12 protein-coding genes and 2 pseudogenes are annotated in these 16,654 nt (G+C 59.6%); all 14 read left to right on the top strand.

Going from position 1 to position 16,654, the window contains the following annotated elements; all coding sequences use genetic code 11:
- On the top strand, positions 1-399 hold a 399-nt coding region (locus tag NKJ73_RS33190; protein ID WP_352572574.1), incomplete at its 5' end, for a glycine cleavage T C-terminal barrel domain-containing protein.
- Positions 400-642: 243 nt separating this feature from the next.
- Positions 643-1,056, top strand: coding sequence for a hypothetical protein (locus tag NKJ73_RS33185; protein WP_352572572.1), 414 nt, complete (start codon positions 643-645; stop codon positions 1,054-1,056).
- A gap of 125 nt (positions 1,057-1,181) precedes the next feature.
- Positions 1,182-1,571, top strand: a pseudogene (locus NKJ73_RS33180) (bifunctional methylenetetrahydrofolate dehydrogenase/methenyltetrahydrofolate cyclohydrolase); the annotation flags it as partial.
- 71 nt (positions 1,572-1,642) lie between these two features.
- Complete coding sequence (purU, locus tag NKJ73_RS33175) at positions 1,643-2,527, top strand: formyltetrahydrofolate deformylase (RefSeq protein WP_352572577.1); 885 nt, start codon at positions 1,643-1,645, stop codon at positions 2,525-2,527.
- Between the two features lie 1,006 nt (positions 2,528-3,533).
- Complete coding sequence (locus NKJ73_RS33170) at positions 3,534-4,709, top strand: M24 family metallopeptidase (protein ID WP_352572571.1); 1,176 nt, start codon at positions 3,534-3,536, stop codon at positions 4,707-4,709.
- Positions 4,710-4,798: 89 nt separating this feature from the next.
- A pseudogene (locus tag NKJ73_RS33165) lies at positions 4,799-5,076 on the top strand (IS6 family transposase); the annotation flags it as partial.
- 199 nt (positions 5,077-5,275) lie between these two features.
- Positions 5,276-6,271: a succinylglutamate desuccinylase/aspartoacylase family protein gene (locus tag NKJ73_RS33160; protein ID WP_352572569.1), complete on the top strand. Its 996-nt coding sequence runs from the start codon at positions 5,276-5,278 to the stop codon at positions 6,269-6,271.
- A 211-nt stretch (positions 6,272-6,482) separates the two neighbouring features.
- Positions 6,483-7,667, top strand: a complete 1,185-nt coding sequence (locus NKJ73_RS33155; RefSeq protein WP_352572568.1) for an ABC transporter substrate-binding protein — start codon at positions 6,483-6,485, stop codon at positions 7,665-7,667.
- 170 nt (positions 7,668-7,837) lie between these two features.
- Entirely contained in the window at positions 7,838-8,905 is a 1,068-nt protein-coding gene (locus NKJ73_RS33150) for an ABC transporter ATP-binding protein (protein ID WP_352572575.1), read from the top strand.
- A gap of 22 nt (positions 8,906-8,927) precedes the next feature.
- The gene (locus NKJ73_RS33145; protein WP_352572566.1) at positions 8,928-10,706 is read left to right on the top strand and encodes an ABC transporter permease subunit; all 1,779 of its coding nucleotides are present in this window, start codon (positions 8,928-8,930) and stop codon (positions 10,704-10,706) included.
- 705 nt (positions 10,707-11,411) lie between these two features.
- Positions 11,412-12,668 (top strand): sarcosine oxidase subunit beta family protein, encoded by a 1,257-nt coding sequence (locus tag NKJ73_RS33140; protein ID WP_352572564.1) that lies wholly within the window; start codon positions 11,412-11,414, stop codon positions 12,666-12,668.
- Positions 12,669-12,685: 17 nt separating this feature from the next.
- Positions 12,686-12,952: a sarcosine oxidase subunit delta gene (locus NKJ73_RS33135; protein WP_352572562.1), complete on the top strand. Its 267-nt coding sequence runs from the start codon at positions 12,686-12,688 to the stop codon at positions 12,950-12,952.
- Positions 12,949-15,999, top strand: a complete 3,051-nt coding sequence (locus tag NKJ73_RS33130) for a sarcosine oxidase subunit alpha family protein (protein WP_352572560.1) — start codon at positions 12,949-12,951, stop codon at positions 15,997-15,999. The genes NKJ73_RS33135 and NKJ73_RS33130 overlap by 4 nt, the downstream gene beginning before the upstream one ends.
- Positions 15,992-16,498, top strand: coding sequence for a sarcosine oxidase subunit gamma (locus NKJ73_RS33125; protein ID WP_352572559.1), 507 nt, complete (start codon positions 15,992-15,994; stop codon positions 16,496-16,498). Before NKJ73_RS33130 ends, NKJ73_RS33125 begins: the two co-directional genes overlap by 8 nt.
- Positions 16,499-16,654: the final 156 nt, after the last annotated feature.

Below are 16,654 nucleotides of genomic sequence, written 5' to 3'. Positions count from 1 at the left end.
TCGATTGGTCATGGCACTTCCCCTTCCACGGGAATCGGTGATCGCAATGTCACCACCGTGCCATGGCCGCTCGCCCCTCAGAGCAAGCGCCGTTCTCTCTCCAAAACTTTTTGCAGAACCTTCAGCACACTATCCGGACAGACGACGGCCGCCATGGTCGGGCTCGGCAGTATGGTGTCGCAGAAGAAGGATTCCATTGGCGCCGTGATGTCGCGGCGTGAGGGCTTGGCAGGCGATAAACGCCGGCTGGTGGGATTGCAGCCCCTCGATCCGGCCGGCAAGGTGGTCAGCGGCTCGCATCTCTTTGCCGAGGACGCGCCGCGGAGTCTCGATACCGATCAGGGTTGGATCACGTCGGCCTGCTACAGCCCGCATGTGGGCTCGATGATCGGCCTATGAAAAAGGCGATGAACGGCTGGGCGAGGTGATCATGGCCGCGAACCCGCTCGAAGGCGAAAGCGCGCACCTGCGTGTCGTGCCGGCGCATTTTGTCGATCCTGAAGGAGCACGTCTTCGTGAGTGAGCTGAGACCCATCACGGCGCTTGGTGCCGTACTACCACGCCTCGAATCGTTCGGGGCGTTGGAGATCCGCGAGAACACGGCTCTGGCGCTTACCTCTCTGGCGCTACGCTTAGGAACCGTTGAGCCCACGCCTTTCGGGCTCACTTTTCCTGGACCCGGCCGCTGGGTTGCGGGGCAGGGGGTTGCCGCCCTATGGACCGGACCGGGTCGAGGCCGAGTGTCGCGCCGAGCCGGATTTTGACGCGGAGCTCAAGCAGGTCGCCCGCGGCTGCTCGGTGACCGAGCAGACCGATGGTTGGATCGCTTTCGAGATTATCTCGCGGGCCGGCTCGATGCCTCTTGAGGCATTGCTGTCGAAGCTTGTCAACATCGATCCCGCGGACTTCGGCCCGGGCCGCGCGACGCGTACCGGCCTTGAGCATATGAGTTGTTTCGTCATCCGCCGCGGCGACGCTCATGTCGCCGTGCGGGGCGCGCGCTCGTCCGCCGGATCGCTCTGGGATGCGTTGCGACTGGAGGAAAAGATCATATGACCGCTCAGATCATCGACGGCAAGGCGTCTCGCGACGCAGCTACTTTCGAGGGTGGCTGGCCATGTGACGCGGCTCAAGGAGGAGCATGGCGTTACACCGGGGCTGGCTGTCGTTCTGGTAGGCGACGATCCGGCGTCGGAAAACCGATGGCGCAACTCCTGCTCAACGACAGCTGTACTGTAACCATTGCTCATTCCCGTACACGCGATCTGGCATCAATCTGCCGTCGGGCCGATATCCTCGTGGCCGCCGTCGGCCGCGCGGAGATGATCTCCGGCGACTGGATCAAGGCAGGCGCGGCGGTAATCGATGTGGGCATCAACCGCATCGTGCGGGATGGCCAGCAACTCCTGGTGGGCGACGTGAACTTCAGCAGCGCGGCGGAGAGAGCGGGCGCGATAACGCCAGTGCCGGGAGGTGTAGGTCCCATGACCATCGCCTGTCTGCTCGCCAACACGGTCACGGCCAGTTGCCGTTCTCACGCGCTGCCCGCGCCCGAGGGGCTGACTTTATGAGCCCCTTCCCATCGGGTAGTCTCGCTGATACGTCCGAACGGATCTGCTTTGCACACACGAGAAAGTTCGATATGGAAAAATACTGCCTGACTGTCACCTGCAAGTCCAAGCGCGGGATCGTCGCCGCTATCGCAGGTTACCTCGCCGAGAACGGCTGCAACATCACCGACAGTTCGCAATTCGATGATGTGCAAACGGGCAATTTCTTCATGCGCGTGAGCTTCATCTCCGAAGAAGGCGTTGACCTTGACCTGCTGCGCAGCGGGTTTGCCGACACCGCCCGGGCGTTCGGAATGGAATCTGCCTTTCATGACGAGACCGACAGGATGAGGGTCATCATCGTGGTCTCGCACTTCGGGCATTGTCTCAACGACATCCTATATCGGTGGCGCATCGGAGCGCTACCCGTCGACATCGTGGCGGTTATCTCCAACCACCTGGACTATCAGAAGCTCGTCGTGAACCACGATGTTCCGTTCCACTACGTGAAGGTGACGAAGGAGAACAAACGCGAAGCCGAAGCGCACCAAATGCGCATCGTCGAGGAGACCGGCGCAGAGCTGGTCGTACTTGCCCGCTACATGCAGGTTCTGTCGGATGAGATGTGCGAGAAGATGTCAGGCCGCATCATCAACATCCACCATTCGTTCCTTCCGTCCTTCAAAGGGGCAAACCCCTACAAGCAGGCGTTTGAACGCGGCGTGAAGTTGATTGGTGCGACCTCGCACTATGTCACCGCCGATCTCGACGAGGGTCCGATCATCGAGCAGGACATCGTACGCGTCACCCACGCCCAGAGCCCGTCCGACTACGTCTCGCTCGGCCGCGACGTCGAAAGCCAGGTTCTCGCACGCGCCGTACATGCCCATATCCACCGCCGCGTGTTCCTGAACGGGAACAAAACCGTGGTCTTCCCCGCTTCGCCGGGCTCGCACGCTTCGGAACGGATGGGATGAGAGCATACGGAGGCAGCGTCGGTCCGCACAGGGGTCTTGGTTAGTGAGCGTTCTCAGCCTGTTCTCCTTCGACATCGCGAGGACAATTGCGGGCGACCTCCGGCGGCCCCGCCAAGTCTGCCGACCCGGAGGTGCTGCCCGGGATCCCGGCGATCGCGGCAGATCGAGGCCCGCCGGAGAAGCGCCTGACCTGCCAGTAGCATTCTACCCCGGGCCCGCAAGGCCGGTTGGCCTCTGATTGCACTTCATGCAACGGCCGCCGCTCCTTCCACGATCTGCAACAGCGTGCATGCCACTGCTGTCTTGGGGGACGCAAGCGCAATTGCGACCGCGCCCCATGGCGACCTTGGAGGCCTTGTCATGGCTGATGGCCCGGCGTTCGGCCTGACCGACACGCATCGAACCTCATCTGCCGTTCGCCCGTCCTCCCAGGGCAACCGGCTGTCATCGAACATGCTTCGGCGGCAGCCATTTTTCTGCTGGCCATCTTGCGATTGGGATCCGGGCGTGAGTCCATGTGGGCTGGAGCGTTGACATGCCGCAGAACATGATTGTGAAGACGAGCCTCTGAAGTCTTGATTTGTCGAAGTATCGCTTGATGCGCTGAAGGAAAATTGCCGGTCCGTTTTTTCTTCGGCGGGATGTTCGCCTACGCTTTTCCCTCCGCCGCGAGCGTGCGGATAGCAGCGAGCGCGCTGGAATTGCGGCGCGAAGAGGCAATCCGTAAGCTCGTGGGGCGCTATGCAAAAAGTCTGAGTGGTCAGGCCGTAGCCATCTGGCGACACGGTTGGGGCGAACAACAGTGACGCGGTGGGTCGCACCTGGCTTCTGATTCCCGCACATTCGCGATATCTCGCCGCTAGATGGGGACGATACAAAAACTGCATTTGACGCAAGCCGCCCGCACGACTGATGGTCTGGCTGGAATAGAGACGCGGAGCCGCGACGGTCCAGTTTACTGTTTGCGCCATCGGACCGTCAAGATGGCATTTGGTTGAGGTTAAATATGACAACGGTATCCTCGGCGATTCCCCTGACAGGTGTCCCTTTCCCGAGATCAGAATATGAGCGAAGGCAGCTTAAGGTGTTGGAGGCCGTGGTAAGCGCGCGGCTGGACGCACTAGTGGTAAGTGCGCATGGCCATCTTCGGTATCTCAGCGGATACGATGGAAGTGGCGGATACTTTGCGCCGTTTCCTTTGATTCTGGTCCCGGGTCGGCCACCAACTTATGTAGTTCGAGAATACGATGAGTACGCAGTTCGCGCCAATAGTTGCATTGATGAAGTCGTTACTTATACTCATCAGCCTGATTTCGGGACGGTTTGCGCCGACGTCATCCGGCGGTATGGGCTGCAGAGCAAGCGGGTCGGATTTGAGCTTGGTTGCTGGAATCTTGCACCGGCCGATATCAGTGCCCTCCAGGGGCAGCTTCCCGATTTGAAGATAACTGATGCAACTCGGCTGGTTTCTTCGGTGGCGGCGGTGAAGACCGAGCTAGAACTCCTTTGCATGCGCGACGCGATGCGCATGACCGACTTGGCGTTGAGGACCTTCCAGAGCTCTCTGCGGGTAGGAGTTACCGAATTGGAAATGGCGGGGACCATGGCGGCGGCGATCAAAGCTGATGCCAGCAACGTTGGCGGAGAAGTCGGGATGGCTCCTCCTACGATTCTGTTCGGGGAGCGGACAAAGTTGCCGCATGGCCCCCCAAGCCATCATCCAATCAATGATAATGAGCCAGCCTTTCTAGAAGTCGGCGCATCGAAGCACGGGTACGCCGTTGGAATGGTTCGGTGCGCCGTACTTGGCCGACATCCGGAGACCGAATCCCTGCACGACCTGGCCGAGGAGGTCATCGAAACACTCATCGCCGCGATCAAGCCGGGTACTACCGCGGCGGCGGTGGACGCTACGGGTCGCGAGGTACTAAAGAGATCTGGGTGGCAAGGAGTTTTTCGCCAACGAACCGGATACCAAACCGGAATGAATTGGACTGAACGCGGTGACCTGAGTTTAGAGCCAGGCGTTGAAGATGTCCTTCAGGCCGGCATGACATTGCACATGCCAAATATACTGCGCAGCAAAAACGGCTACCTCTTTGGCGCTGGCGCCCACGTCTTGGTAACCGAGCATGGTAGCGAGGTGCTCAGCCGCATACCGCATACGCTCTATCGCGCATGATTTTATGCAAGTCTTATCGCGATGAAGCACTGCTTATCGCTGTGCGGCGGGAGCTCTGTGCGGTTGAAGGCCTAGCGACAAGACGTGCGTTGTGGCGGCAATACCAGAACTGCGCGACACGCTCGTTACCTCGCCACCGTTTTTCTGGCGCCGTGATTGCCCACGCCGTGTGGCTATATTTCCGGTTTCCGATCAGCCTGTGCCTGGTGGAGGACATGCTGGGGGCATCGTCGTCAGCCATGAGACGGTGCGGCGTCGGTTCGAGAAATTCGGCCGTGGTTTTGCCGGAAAGATACGCCGTCGCGTCCCGCAATTCGGTGATAAAATGCATCTGGACGGGATCGTCCTTAAGGTCGAACTCTGGCGTGTGCAGCCGAGTAGGTCCTGCGGCGGAGGAACAGCGGCCACTTCGGACCACATCCACGGCGCGTCCGGCTAGCCATCTGAAAACGCGATGGCTCGGTCCGGGACTTTATATTGGCAAGCTGACGATAACTTGGCGCATACTCGCAGAGCGAAGGACGCAACCGGCTAAGGTCGCGTGAACACTCAGAATAAGGCTGACAATGAGCAAAGCACCACATCTCACGTTTGATCTGGATATGCCCGGCGTGAGCAGGGGGCATTTAGTCGTCCCCGGAGGTTCTGACCGCGGAGAGCTTTTGCTCCCGGTCTTCAGTCTCAATAAAGGAGAGGGGCCTCGCCTTCTTGTAACCGGCGGCAATCATGGCGACGAACTGGAGGGACCACTTGTCGCGCGACGGCTTATCGAGTGGCTGCAAAAAGAGCAAATCTGTGGAAGGGTCATCGTCCTACCGGTGCTCAATCCATTGGCCGTAGAGGCTTGGAGCCGAAACACTCCGCTCGACGGGTTAAATCTCAATCGCATCTTTCCGGGGCGCGCCGACGGGTCGGTAACACAAAGAATCGCGGATGCGGTTTCCCGCGTATTGTTGCCAATGGCCGACACAGTATTTGATCTGCACAGCTTTGGACCAAGGTGGGATTTTCCACCGGCGGCTACGACGCACCCCATTGCCGATCCCGATCTTATGGCCAGGACTGTGAGAATGGCGGAAGCGTTTAAATTGCCATTGACATTGGTCTGGCAACACAACGACACGGTTGGAATGTTCGATATAGTGGCCCAAAACCGGGGCAAGGTATTTGTTTGCGCCGAATTCGGCGGCGGCACGGTCGGCGCGAATAATCTGGCGATCTACGAGGCTGGAGTACGCAACGCGATCATCGCGCTCGGGCTGGTCGAGGGTGAGGCTGAGTCATTAACGTTCCGTGAACAGAAGTCCTGCCAAACACTCGAAACGCATCCGTCTGACGAGTTGAAATCGCCTGCAACAGGCATCTTCGAACCTCGCCGCTCGGTGTTCGATGAAGTGAAGCAGGGAGATGTTATAGGCATCCTGCATCTGATGGATTCGCCAGCCGCCGAGTCCATTGACATCTGCGCACCGGGGCCATCTATCGTCTTAGGTATAGCATCGGGGGCGCATGTTGACGCCAACAAATTAGTAGCCATCGTTGCTCGACCGTTGAAACTCTGAGGATCGGATACGCAGAGAACTTCTGACTACATTAGCAGAAAAAGGAGTTTAGCTTCCGGTGCGTCTGTTGGATTGGTTAGCTGGCCGTTGAAGAAGGTTATTGTGCGCAGAAGTCTTCTGTTTGCAGCAACAACTTTTCGACGACGGCATGCTTGCTCCGCACGGAGCAAGCAGTGTGTTGCAGGTACTCTGCACAACCCCGCGAAATTGGGTGAACCTGATCGATACGAGCCTGACTTGCGATCCAAAAAAGGAATCCTGTAAGGGACAGGATATTGAGGAGGAACAAACAATGAGCATGCCAATAAACCGTAGACATTTCATGCATGGAGCATCCGCTATCGCAGTAGGTGCGTTGTCTTACCAACCCCGCCGCACTGTTGCTCAGTCCTCGGGCGAACTCAAGGTCGCACTCAATGGCGGTGACTATGCAAAGGCGTGTATCGAGGCCTATGTAAAGCCATTCGAAGCCGAGACGGGAGTTAAAGTGACCCCGATCGCTGAAGAAGTCCCATCGTCCACGCTTGAGCTAATGGTGTCCACCAACAGCGTTTCGGTGGACGTGATTCCTGTGACCGCAGGAGGCGCTGCACTAGCTTCTAAAAAGCTTCTCTTAGAGGAGATAGATTACTCCATCTACAAGAAGGACGAGTTGGATGCGATCGTAGACGTCACCAAGACTCCCTACAGTATAGGGTCGATCATCTACGGGCTTTGTATGGTATACAACACCGAGAAGTTCCCCTCTGGCAAGCCGCGGCCGGCTACATGGGCGGAATTTTGGGATGTCAGCAAGTATCCCGGGGTTCGCACGTTGACCAGCGGCGTGTACGCGGAAGCCGGCCCATGGGAGCAAGCACTGCTCGCGGACGGCGTGCCCGCTGACGCCCTCTACCCCTTGGATATCGACCGAGCTTTCGCCAGCTTGGACAGGATCAAGCCGCATATCCGCAAATGGTTTGTTACCGGGTCTGAGAACCAACAATTGCTGCACGACAAGGTTGTTGACGTAGCGCTATCCTACGACGGCCGGGCGATTGCGTTGATGGACCAAGGCGCCCCGATTGAGGTCAACCGAAATCAACAAAAAGTGACTTGGGAAAGCTGGGCTATCCCAAAGGGTGCCAAAAATCTGCAGAACGCACAGAAATTTATTGAATTCATTACCCGCGCCGACAGGCAGGCCGCATTTGCAAAGCTCATTCCCTATGGTCCCGCGAACCGAAATGCGTATAAACTGCTGCCAGTCGATGTCGGGCGAAAATTTGCCAGCCATCCTGATTACCTAAAGTCCAGCATACTAAGTGACGCCAAGTGGTACACTGAGGCAGGATCAGACGGCGTGACAAACAGCGAACGGCTTGTCCGGCGTTGGAACGAGTGGATTCTTCAGTGATGGCTGATCAGGGGAAAGGCGGCCAGACGGCCGCCTTTCAGAAGGGAGAATGGATTGAGCCGCCTCTTCTAGCACTCTGCGATCTCGAACCAGCATGCCGGACAGCCGCTTTCGGGTCGAGTGTTGGAGGGATCAATCATGACCTGCATCTTAAAGGCACCACCCTACCAATGGCCAAGGATGAAGCATTGAAAATGAGTTCGGTTTCGGCGCAGATTCAGTTCTGCAAGGTAACCAAGATGTACGGGGCGGTCGCTGCGGTCAAGGACTTATCGCTTGCGGTTAGTCGCGGCGAGTTTTTGACCATTCTCGGGCCAAGCGGCTCTGGCAAGACGACAGCCTTGATGTTGCTCGCCGGGTTTGTAGCGCCTACTGAGGGAGACATCCTGATTGATGGGCATTCCGTCGCCTCAGTGCCGTCTTACCGGCGCGACCAAGGCATCGTTTTTCAGAGCTATGCACTTTTTCCGCACCTCACGGTCCGCCGGAATCTGGAATTTCCACTCGAAATGCGCGGCGTCAAGGCGGCCGGGAGGGCAGCCCATGTCGATCGAATGCTTGAGCGCGTCCACCTAAAGGAATATGGCGGCCGGATGCCGTCGCAACTAAGCGGGGGCCAGCAGCAGCGCGTGGCGCTTGCGCGTGCGCTGATAGCCGATCCGCCGATTCTCCTCCTCGACGAGCCCCTCGGCGCCCTTGACCGCAATCTTCGCGAGCAGATGCAGGGCGAGATCAAGAGCCTGCACCGAGAGTTTGCCAAGACCACTGTATGCGTCACGCATGACCAGGAGGAGGCGCTCACGCTGTCGGACCGCATCGTCGTCATGCGCGACGGTCGAATCGAGCAAACCGATACACCGGAGGCTCTCTATGACCGGCCTGCGTCGCGGTTCGTGGCGAATTTCTTGGGCGAGGCCAACATCCTCGAAAATCGCGGATTCAAAGTTGAGTCCGATGCCGTGCCGCCCTCGGGCACCGTTGCGATGCTTCGGCCAGAACGTATCTGCGTCGCCGCTCGCGCGGCTCCAATGCGAGCCGACTCTGACCAAAGACAGTCTATCGCGGGCACTGTCGCAGACATGATTTATGCCGGCCCATTGCGGAAATACCATGTGCGCGCCGGGAACAGTGTGCTGATTGTGCGCGAACACGTTGGCGCCGGCCAACAGATCTTTCGAGCTGGCGACGAGGTGCGCCTCGACTGGTTGCGCTCGGACGTTCGCTTTGTCAGTGCGTGAGGTGCCGAACGAGGGAATCGGGATGAAGACGTTTCAGAAACTGGGCCGAATGCCCGTAATGCTCACTGGCCCCGCCCTCGCCGTGCTGCTCGTCGTATTCGGCATTCCGAGCATCCTGCTCTTCCTGGCCAGCCTCAAAGCCCCGGCTTTCTCGCTCACCAACTACCAGTCGTTTTTCAGCCAGCCGGCGAATGTCCATGTGCTCTACCAGACGCTCGAGATCAGCGGGTTAGCCACGGCAATCTGCCTCCTCGTCGGCTACCCTACGGCCTATCTGATCGTGGCGGCATCGAAGAGGTTGCGCATGGCCCTCATCCTGGTCGTCGTCATCCCCTACCTGACCAGTTTGCTAGCGCGCACCTATGCGTGGATCGTGATCCTCGGCGACAATGGCTTGATCAACAATCTACTGCTCGAACTTGGACTGATCTCCAGTCCTCTCCAACTCATCTATAACCGCTTAGCCTTGTATATTGGTATGGTACACATCATGCTGCCGATGATGATCCTGCCGCTGGTTAGCGTCATGATGGGAATAGATAAGTCCCTCATGGCGGCCGCCCGTAGCATGGGAGCGCGGCCGTTCACCGCCTTCTGGCGGGTATTCTTCCCACTCAGCATGCCGGGCGTGCGCAGCGGCTGTCTGTTGGTCTTTGTAATCTGCCTCGGCTTCTACATCACGCCCGCAGCCCTTGGTGGGTTGGGAGACGCCATGCTTTCCACCTTCATCGCGTCGCAGGTCCAGACGTTCTTTGACATCGGGCGTGTCGCCGCATCTGCCTTTATCCTCCTGGCGATCGCTATCGTCGTGCTGTCCACGTTCGGCCTTGATCTTTCTGGTACACAGCGACAATCGGCGCAACCTGCGCGGAAGTATTGGGTCAATCGATCGACGGTTTTCGGTAGGTTTAAACGTCATCTAGACGAGGCTCTTACTCGCCGTCTGGCCAAACGTTGGACGATGAATCTCTACCAAGCCGCCGGAAAAAGCAATTGGCCGAAGAAGTCCGGCATTATATTCCTAGTGGTAGTCGTTTTTTACTTGCTGGTTCCGGAACTTCTCGTCGTCATCATGTCGTTTAGCGCAGGACAGTTTTTGCAATTTCCGCCCCCAGGCCTTTCGCTGCAGTGGTATCGCGCGTTCTTCAGCGATCCCTGGTGGTATGGCGCCGCCTTGACAAGCATCCAGATCGGCATTGTGACTACGATGCTATCCACCATCCTAGGCACGCTTGCGGCTTACGGCCTCAGCCGCAGTCATCCGCGGTTGCGCAGTGCCTTGACCATGGTGATCCTGACGCCGATCACCTTTCCGGTCATCGTCGTGGCAATAGCGACCTATCTCGGGCTACTCAAACTCGGGCTGCTTGGCTCGATGACCGGCATTGTCCTAGCGCATACCATCGGCGCTATCGGCTATGTCGTCGTGATCGTATCCGCCACGCTGGCGAATTTCGATACCGCGTTGGAACGGGCGGCCATGAGCATGGGGGCTAATCCGTTGCGGACTTTTATTCGGGTGACGCTGCCGTTGATAAGGCCTGGGATTATCGGCGGCGCCGTGTTCGCGTTCCTCGCCTCCTTCGATGAGGTAGTCGTCACATCGCTGGTAGCCGGGTTCTCAATCCGCACACTGCCATTGAAGATGTGGGAGAATATTCGAAACCAGATCGACCCGACAATTGCTGCAGTCTCGTCGCTACTGATCCTCATCCCGGTATTTTGTCTAATCGTCCTCTACGTCGCAGGGTGGCGGTCGACGCCGAGCCTTCAGCGCGCGGGTCCAGCACCTGCGGCTTGAGACGGCTCCTTGAGTGTCAGAGACGGTAGCCAGTAGGGTGAAGTGCTCTTGATCTGTGCATCAGGACAAGGATTTGAGTCTCAATCTCGGCGCTGCTGGCGGGAATGTCATTCGCGGCGACTAGCCGTCGAGGCGCCCTGCATCGCCGATCCCTGTCCTTAAATGTCCGTGATGGCTTGTCACGTGCAAGTTGCCCTGCGCTAAATCCCGCCAAGCGTATCGGGTAGCGCGGAAACCAACTCAACGCGAGCGCATCCCAAGAGGCTATCCTACTGTCATCTCAAAGCGCGATGGTACCGTTCGCGACTCTATGTTGGCGCATCCAACACCAAGTCGCGCATACTTCACGGGCAGTGTTTCCATCGGTATCAGTCCCAACTCAGAGTAAGGTGTAGTGCAGATAAGAGATGTCCTCTCGCCATTGGCATTTTTCTGTGACGACCGGCACGGAATGCGAAACCTCTTCGAGTCTGACTCTCAGGATGATGCCGTCGCAGGATATGGCAGCGCGATGGAGCTTTCTGGCGTCGATGGCGAACTCCTCGCGCTGGAGCCGTTCCGCGCAATAATACCCTCCCTCGACTACGACACACGGCGCTTTCTTTTCCCGGCACCGCAATCTTCAAACCCTTCCCTATCTTCGAACAAGGTGCGGAACCCTTCTGCAACTTGTCCCGCCTCTGCTCCGTCAAAATAAGGGAACGTATGCGCGACTATTCGGTTTTTTCCATCATACGCAATGGTCTTGCCGGCCAAAGGTACTGGCGGCGCGCTTGGCGCGCTCCCGATCCGAAGCCGGCCTATGATGTTGTCATTGTAGGCGGCGGCGGGCACGGCCTCGCGACCGCATTCTACCTCGCCGAGAACCACGGGATACGCAACGTCGCCGTGCTAGAGAAGGGCTATGTTGGCGGCGGCAACGTCGGCCGCAACACGACTGTCATTCGCTCCAACTACTTGCTCGACGGCAACACCCAGTTCTACGAATTCTCGATGAAGCTCTGGGAAGGCATGTCGCAGGCGCTGAATTTCAATGTCATGTTCTCGCAGCGCGGCATGCTAATCACGGCCCATTCGGCTGACCAGCTCGACGGCTTCGGCCACCGCGCCAACATCATGCGGTTGAACGGCATCGACGCCGACATTCTCAACCGCGACGAGGTGCGGCGGCTCGTCCCTTACCTGGATTTTTCCGAAACGGCGCGTTCCCCGATCCATGGTGCTATCTTGCAGGGCCGTGCCGGGACCGCGCGGCATGATGCCGTCGCTTGGGGTTATGCGCGCGCAGCCGACTCTCATGGTGTCGACATCATCCGGGGCTGCGAGGTGACGGGTTTCGTTCGTGATGGCGAGTGCATCGTCGGCGTGGAGACGACGAAGGGCAAGATTGGGGCCGGGAAAGTCGGGCTTGCGGTGGCGGGTCACACATCGGTGCTCGGCCGGAAGGCGGGCCTGGAACTGCCGATTGAGAGCCATGTCCTGCAGGCTTTCGTGACGGAACCGGTCAAGCCCCTAGTCCACCAGATCGTGGCCCACGGCACTGAGCATTTCTACGTCAGCCAGTCCGACAAGGGTGGGCTGGTCTTCGGAGGCGGGCTCGACGGCTATAATTCTTATGCTCAGCGCGGCAATCTCGGGATGGTTCGCGAAGTCGCGGAGGCGGCAGTCGCGCTAATGCCCAGCATTTCCCGCCTGCGCATTTTGCGCCACTGGGGCGGGGTGATGGACATGACGCCGGACGCCAGTCCCATCATCTGCCCTACGCCAGTCGACGGGCTCTACCTAAACGGTGGCTGGTGCTATGGCGGCTTCAAGGCCACGCCGGCCTCAGGGTGGTGCTTCGCGCACACGATCGCGACCGGCAAGCCCCATCCGCTGAGTGCCTCTTACAGCCTAGACCGTTTCCGCACCGGCCGCACGATCGACGAGGCCGGTGTCGGGCCGTTCGCCTGGCTGCAGTAACCGAGAGACCCAAGACCATGCTACGCATCGAATGTCCCTATTGCGGCCCGCGCGACCACGACGAGTTCCGCTACGGCGGCGACGCGTCCGTCGTCCGTCCTACCCACGACGACGCGGATTTCGAGGCCTGGTACCGTTACGTGTTCGTGCGCGAGAACCCCGCCGGACCGCATCGCGAATACTGGCAGCACGTGATGGGCTGCCGTCAATGGTTGGTGGTCGGGCGTGATACACGCAACCACGAGATCGCCGCAGTCCGCTCCGCACGGGAGCCGCGCGCATGAGGCGGCTTCACGAAGGCGGGCGGATCGACCGATCGCAATGGATCGAATTCACCTTCGACAGCAAAGCTTTAGCCGGCTACCGAGGCGATACGCTCGCTTCGGCACTGCTGGCGAACGGAATCGGCCTAGTAGGCCGCAGCTTCAAATATCACCGGCCCCGCGGAGTCTATTCTGCCGGCCCGGAGGAGCCGAATGCTCTGGTGACGGTGGGGACGGCCGGTCGCCGCGAGCCGAATCTAACGGCTACCACGGTGGAACTGGCCGACGGACTGGTTGCCGAGAGCCAGAACCGGTGGCCGTCGTTGAAGTTCGACATCCAAAGTGTTAACGGACTATTTGCACCGTTTCTTTCGGCCGGTTTTTACTACAAGACCTTCATGGGCCCGACGCGGCGGGCATGGATGTTCTATGAGCATTTCATCCGCAATGCCGCTGGGCTGGGCCGAGCAGGCGAGGAGCCAGATCCGGATCGGTACGAGGTGCGCAATCTGTTCGCCGATGTAGCCGTGATCGGGGCCGGACCGGCAGGGCTTTCAGCGGGCTTGGCGGCGGGCGAGGCGGGCGCCCGCGTTGTTGTCATAGAGCAGGACTTTCTGGCTGGCGGTACGCTTTTGTCGAAACCGGCGGACGGCGAAGCCCAGGCCTGGCTTTCCGGAACGCTCGCAAGGCTCGCCGACATGCCGAACGTTTCGATGATGACGCGCACTACCGCGTTCGGTGCCTATGACAGCAATGTGCTAGGCCTCGTGGAGCGACGCGGCTCAGGAGACACCGATCCGCTAAAAGGCGAGGCGCGTCAGATGGTGGTGCTTTTGCGCGCGAAAACGATCGTCTACGCAACGGGCGCGATCGAGCGACCGCTTACCTTCGCCAACAACGATCGGCCCGGCATCATGCTGGCGTCCGCGGCCCGAATGTATCTGAACCGCTTTGCCGTACTTGCGGGTACGAGGGTGGTGGTTGCAACCGACAACGACAGCGCCTATCCGGCAGCATTCGACCTTGCTGCGGCTGGAGTGGAAATAACGATAGTTGACAGCCGTGCCGAACCGACGCGTGAACTTTTGGAGCAGTCGCGTCGCTTGGGCATTGCGGTCCGCGGGAAATCGCTGATCTCCAATGCTTCGGGGGGGCAGGCCGTACGCGCTGTTACGCTTTCCGAGCCGGGCGGTACGATTACACTGGAGTGCGACCTGGTCGTGGTCTCGGGCGGTTGGTCGCCAACGGTGCATCTGACCTCTCATCTTGATGTAAGGCCGGTATATCGCGAGGACATACACGCTTTCGTACCCGGGAAGCTCAGAGCGGGGCACTTCGCGGCCGGCGCTGTGACAGGAGGGTTCATCACAGCCGGCGCCATCGAGGAGGGGTATCGTGCGGGGGCAGAGGCAGCTACGTTCTGCGGCGCAACGAATTTAGCCCAGCCGTCTCTTAGCCTCGACCTTGCTGAGATCAATGCGGGAAATAATGAGAGCCCTCACGTCGCCCACCACTTCGGGGCGGCAAAGGATGGTAGCCCTGCGACGCGGCCGGAGCATTCTCTCTCCCGTCGGTCGGGCGAGAGGTGGTTCGGGAACCGAAAAGCGGGACTTACCAAAGGCAAGGCCTTCATCGACCTGCAGATGGACGTAACCGTCAGTGACGTCGCGCTGGCGCATCGCGAGGGATACGAGTCGGTCGAGCATCTGAAGCGCTATACGACGCTCGGGATGGGCACCGACCAGGGCAAGACAAGCAATTTCCGCGCGCTTTCCGCGATGGCCGGCCTGCGCGGGATGACGGTTCCAGACGTTGGCACGACAACGTTCCGGCCGCCTTATACCCCAGTCGCCGTCGGAGCGCTGGCTGGGCGCAGCCAGCGCCATCATTACAAGCCGTTTCGGCGCACGCCAATGCATGACTGGCATGTCGCCCACGGCGCGCAGATGCTGGAAACGGGCGTCTGGATGCGGCCTTGGTTCTACCTTGCTTCCGGTCGCGATGTGGATGAGGCCTACCTCGCGGAGATGCGAATGGTGCGCGCGGCAGCCGGCCTCATGGACATCTCCACGCTCGGAAAGATCGACGTCCAGGGGCCGGACGCGGCTGAATTCCTCGACCGCGTCTATGTCAACGGTTTTTCCAAGCTGCCGATCGGCCGCGCGCGTTACGGCGTCATGTTGCGCGACGACGGCATCGTCTTCGATGACGGGACGACGACCCGGCTCGGCGAGCGGCACTTCTTTATGACGACATCGACCGCGAAGGGCGCGGACGTGCTGTCCCGGCTTGAATTCCTGCTCGATACCGCATGGCCGGACCTTCGCGTTTCGGCAACTTCGGTCACCGACGAATGGGCGGCGATGTCTGTGGCGGGTCCGAAGAGCCGCGATATCCTCGCCGCCGCGTTGCCCGATCTGGACCTTTCCAATGAGGCATTGCCGCATATGGGGCTGCTTGAAGCGAACTATAGCGGCACGCCTCTGCGGATCATTCGCCTCAGCTTTTCTGGCGAGCAGGCTTACGAGATTTATGTCGGCGCGAGTATAGGAGAGGAGGTATGGTCCCGGTTGATCGAGGCTGGCACGCCTTTCCGCCTGAGGCCTTACGGTGTCGAAGCTCTGGGCGCCTTGCGCATCGAGAAAGGCCACGTCGCGGGACCGGAGATCAACGGCAGGACGACTCTCGACGACCTCGGGCTCAGCCGCATGGCGGGCAAGCGCAGCGGCTATGTAGGCGATGTGCTCAGCCGCCGCGAAGCCCTGAGCGAGCCGGCTCGCCCGCGGTTGGTCGGGCTGCGCTGCCTCGAGCCGGGCAAGCGGTTGAGCGGAGGCTCGATTCTGTTCAAGCCTGGCGAGCGAATACACGGCCACGGTCTCGGCCACATCACCTCGATCACCTACAGCCCCACGCTGGGGGCGTGGGTCGCACTCGGACTGCTTGCCAGGAATGCGGCTGAGGAAGGCTCCGAGATCGTCGCATCTTGTCCGATAAAGGGCGAGACGGTTCGGGCCCAGATAGTATCGCCTATGTTCCTCGACCCGAAGGGAGAGCGGCTGCATGGCTGACGATTCGAACATGGCTATCTTCGAGATGGTCGCTTATGACTGCTCGATCCTTCAATTCGAGGGCTGGGATGGCGCGATGGCGCGATTCGGGGCGGTACTGAATCAGATGCTGGGCGGACCGCTGCCGAAGATGGTCGGCGACACTGCACGTCATGACGACTGGCTAGTTATCCGCATTGCGCCGCGCCGGTTCTGGCTGCTTTGCGACGGCCCGCCGCCTAGTGTCGACGTTGATGCGGAACTCGGCTGCGCTCTGCCGCTCGGCGAGGGTAGGGCTCGGCTCCGGCTTTCCGGCAGGGGCCTCAAACATGTGCTGGAGCGGTGCGTCGCGATTGATTGGGCGGCACTGGAAGATGGACGGGCAGTCCAGACCAAGCTCGATCGAACGCCAGTGTTGCTGCTGCGCAGGAGCGGGTTCGAATGCGACCTTCTCGTCCCGCGCAGCCTCAGTAAGGGCCTGACGGAGTGGCTTGCCGACGCCTCTGCGGCCGTCAATTAACTACCCCACGAACCGGTCGGACAGGGCTGCCCACCTAGTCAAATGTACGATCGGCGTCCTCGAAGAAAGCAAACCACTTAATTGCCTGGTGCAATCGACATTTCAAGATAGGAGAGCTGCTATGCCCACAAATAGTCAACAGGAACGCGTGCCTGC

It is taken from the genome of Mesorhizobium sp. M0074, assembly GCF_040322975.1.
Classification (GTDB): domain Bacteria; phylum Pseudomonadota; class Alphaproteobacteria; order Rhizobiales; family Rhizobiaceae; genus Mesorhizobium.
The sequence above is the reverse complement of the archived record's forward strand: the minus strand, read 5'-3'. Positions and strand labels throughout refer to the sequence as shown.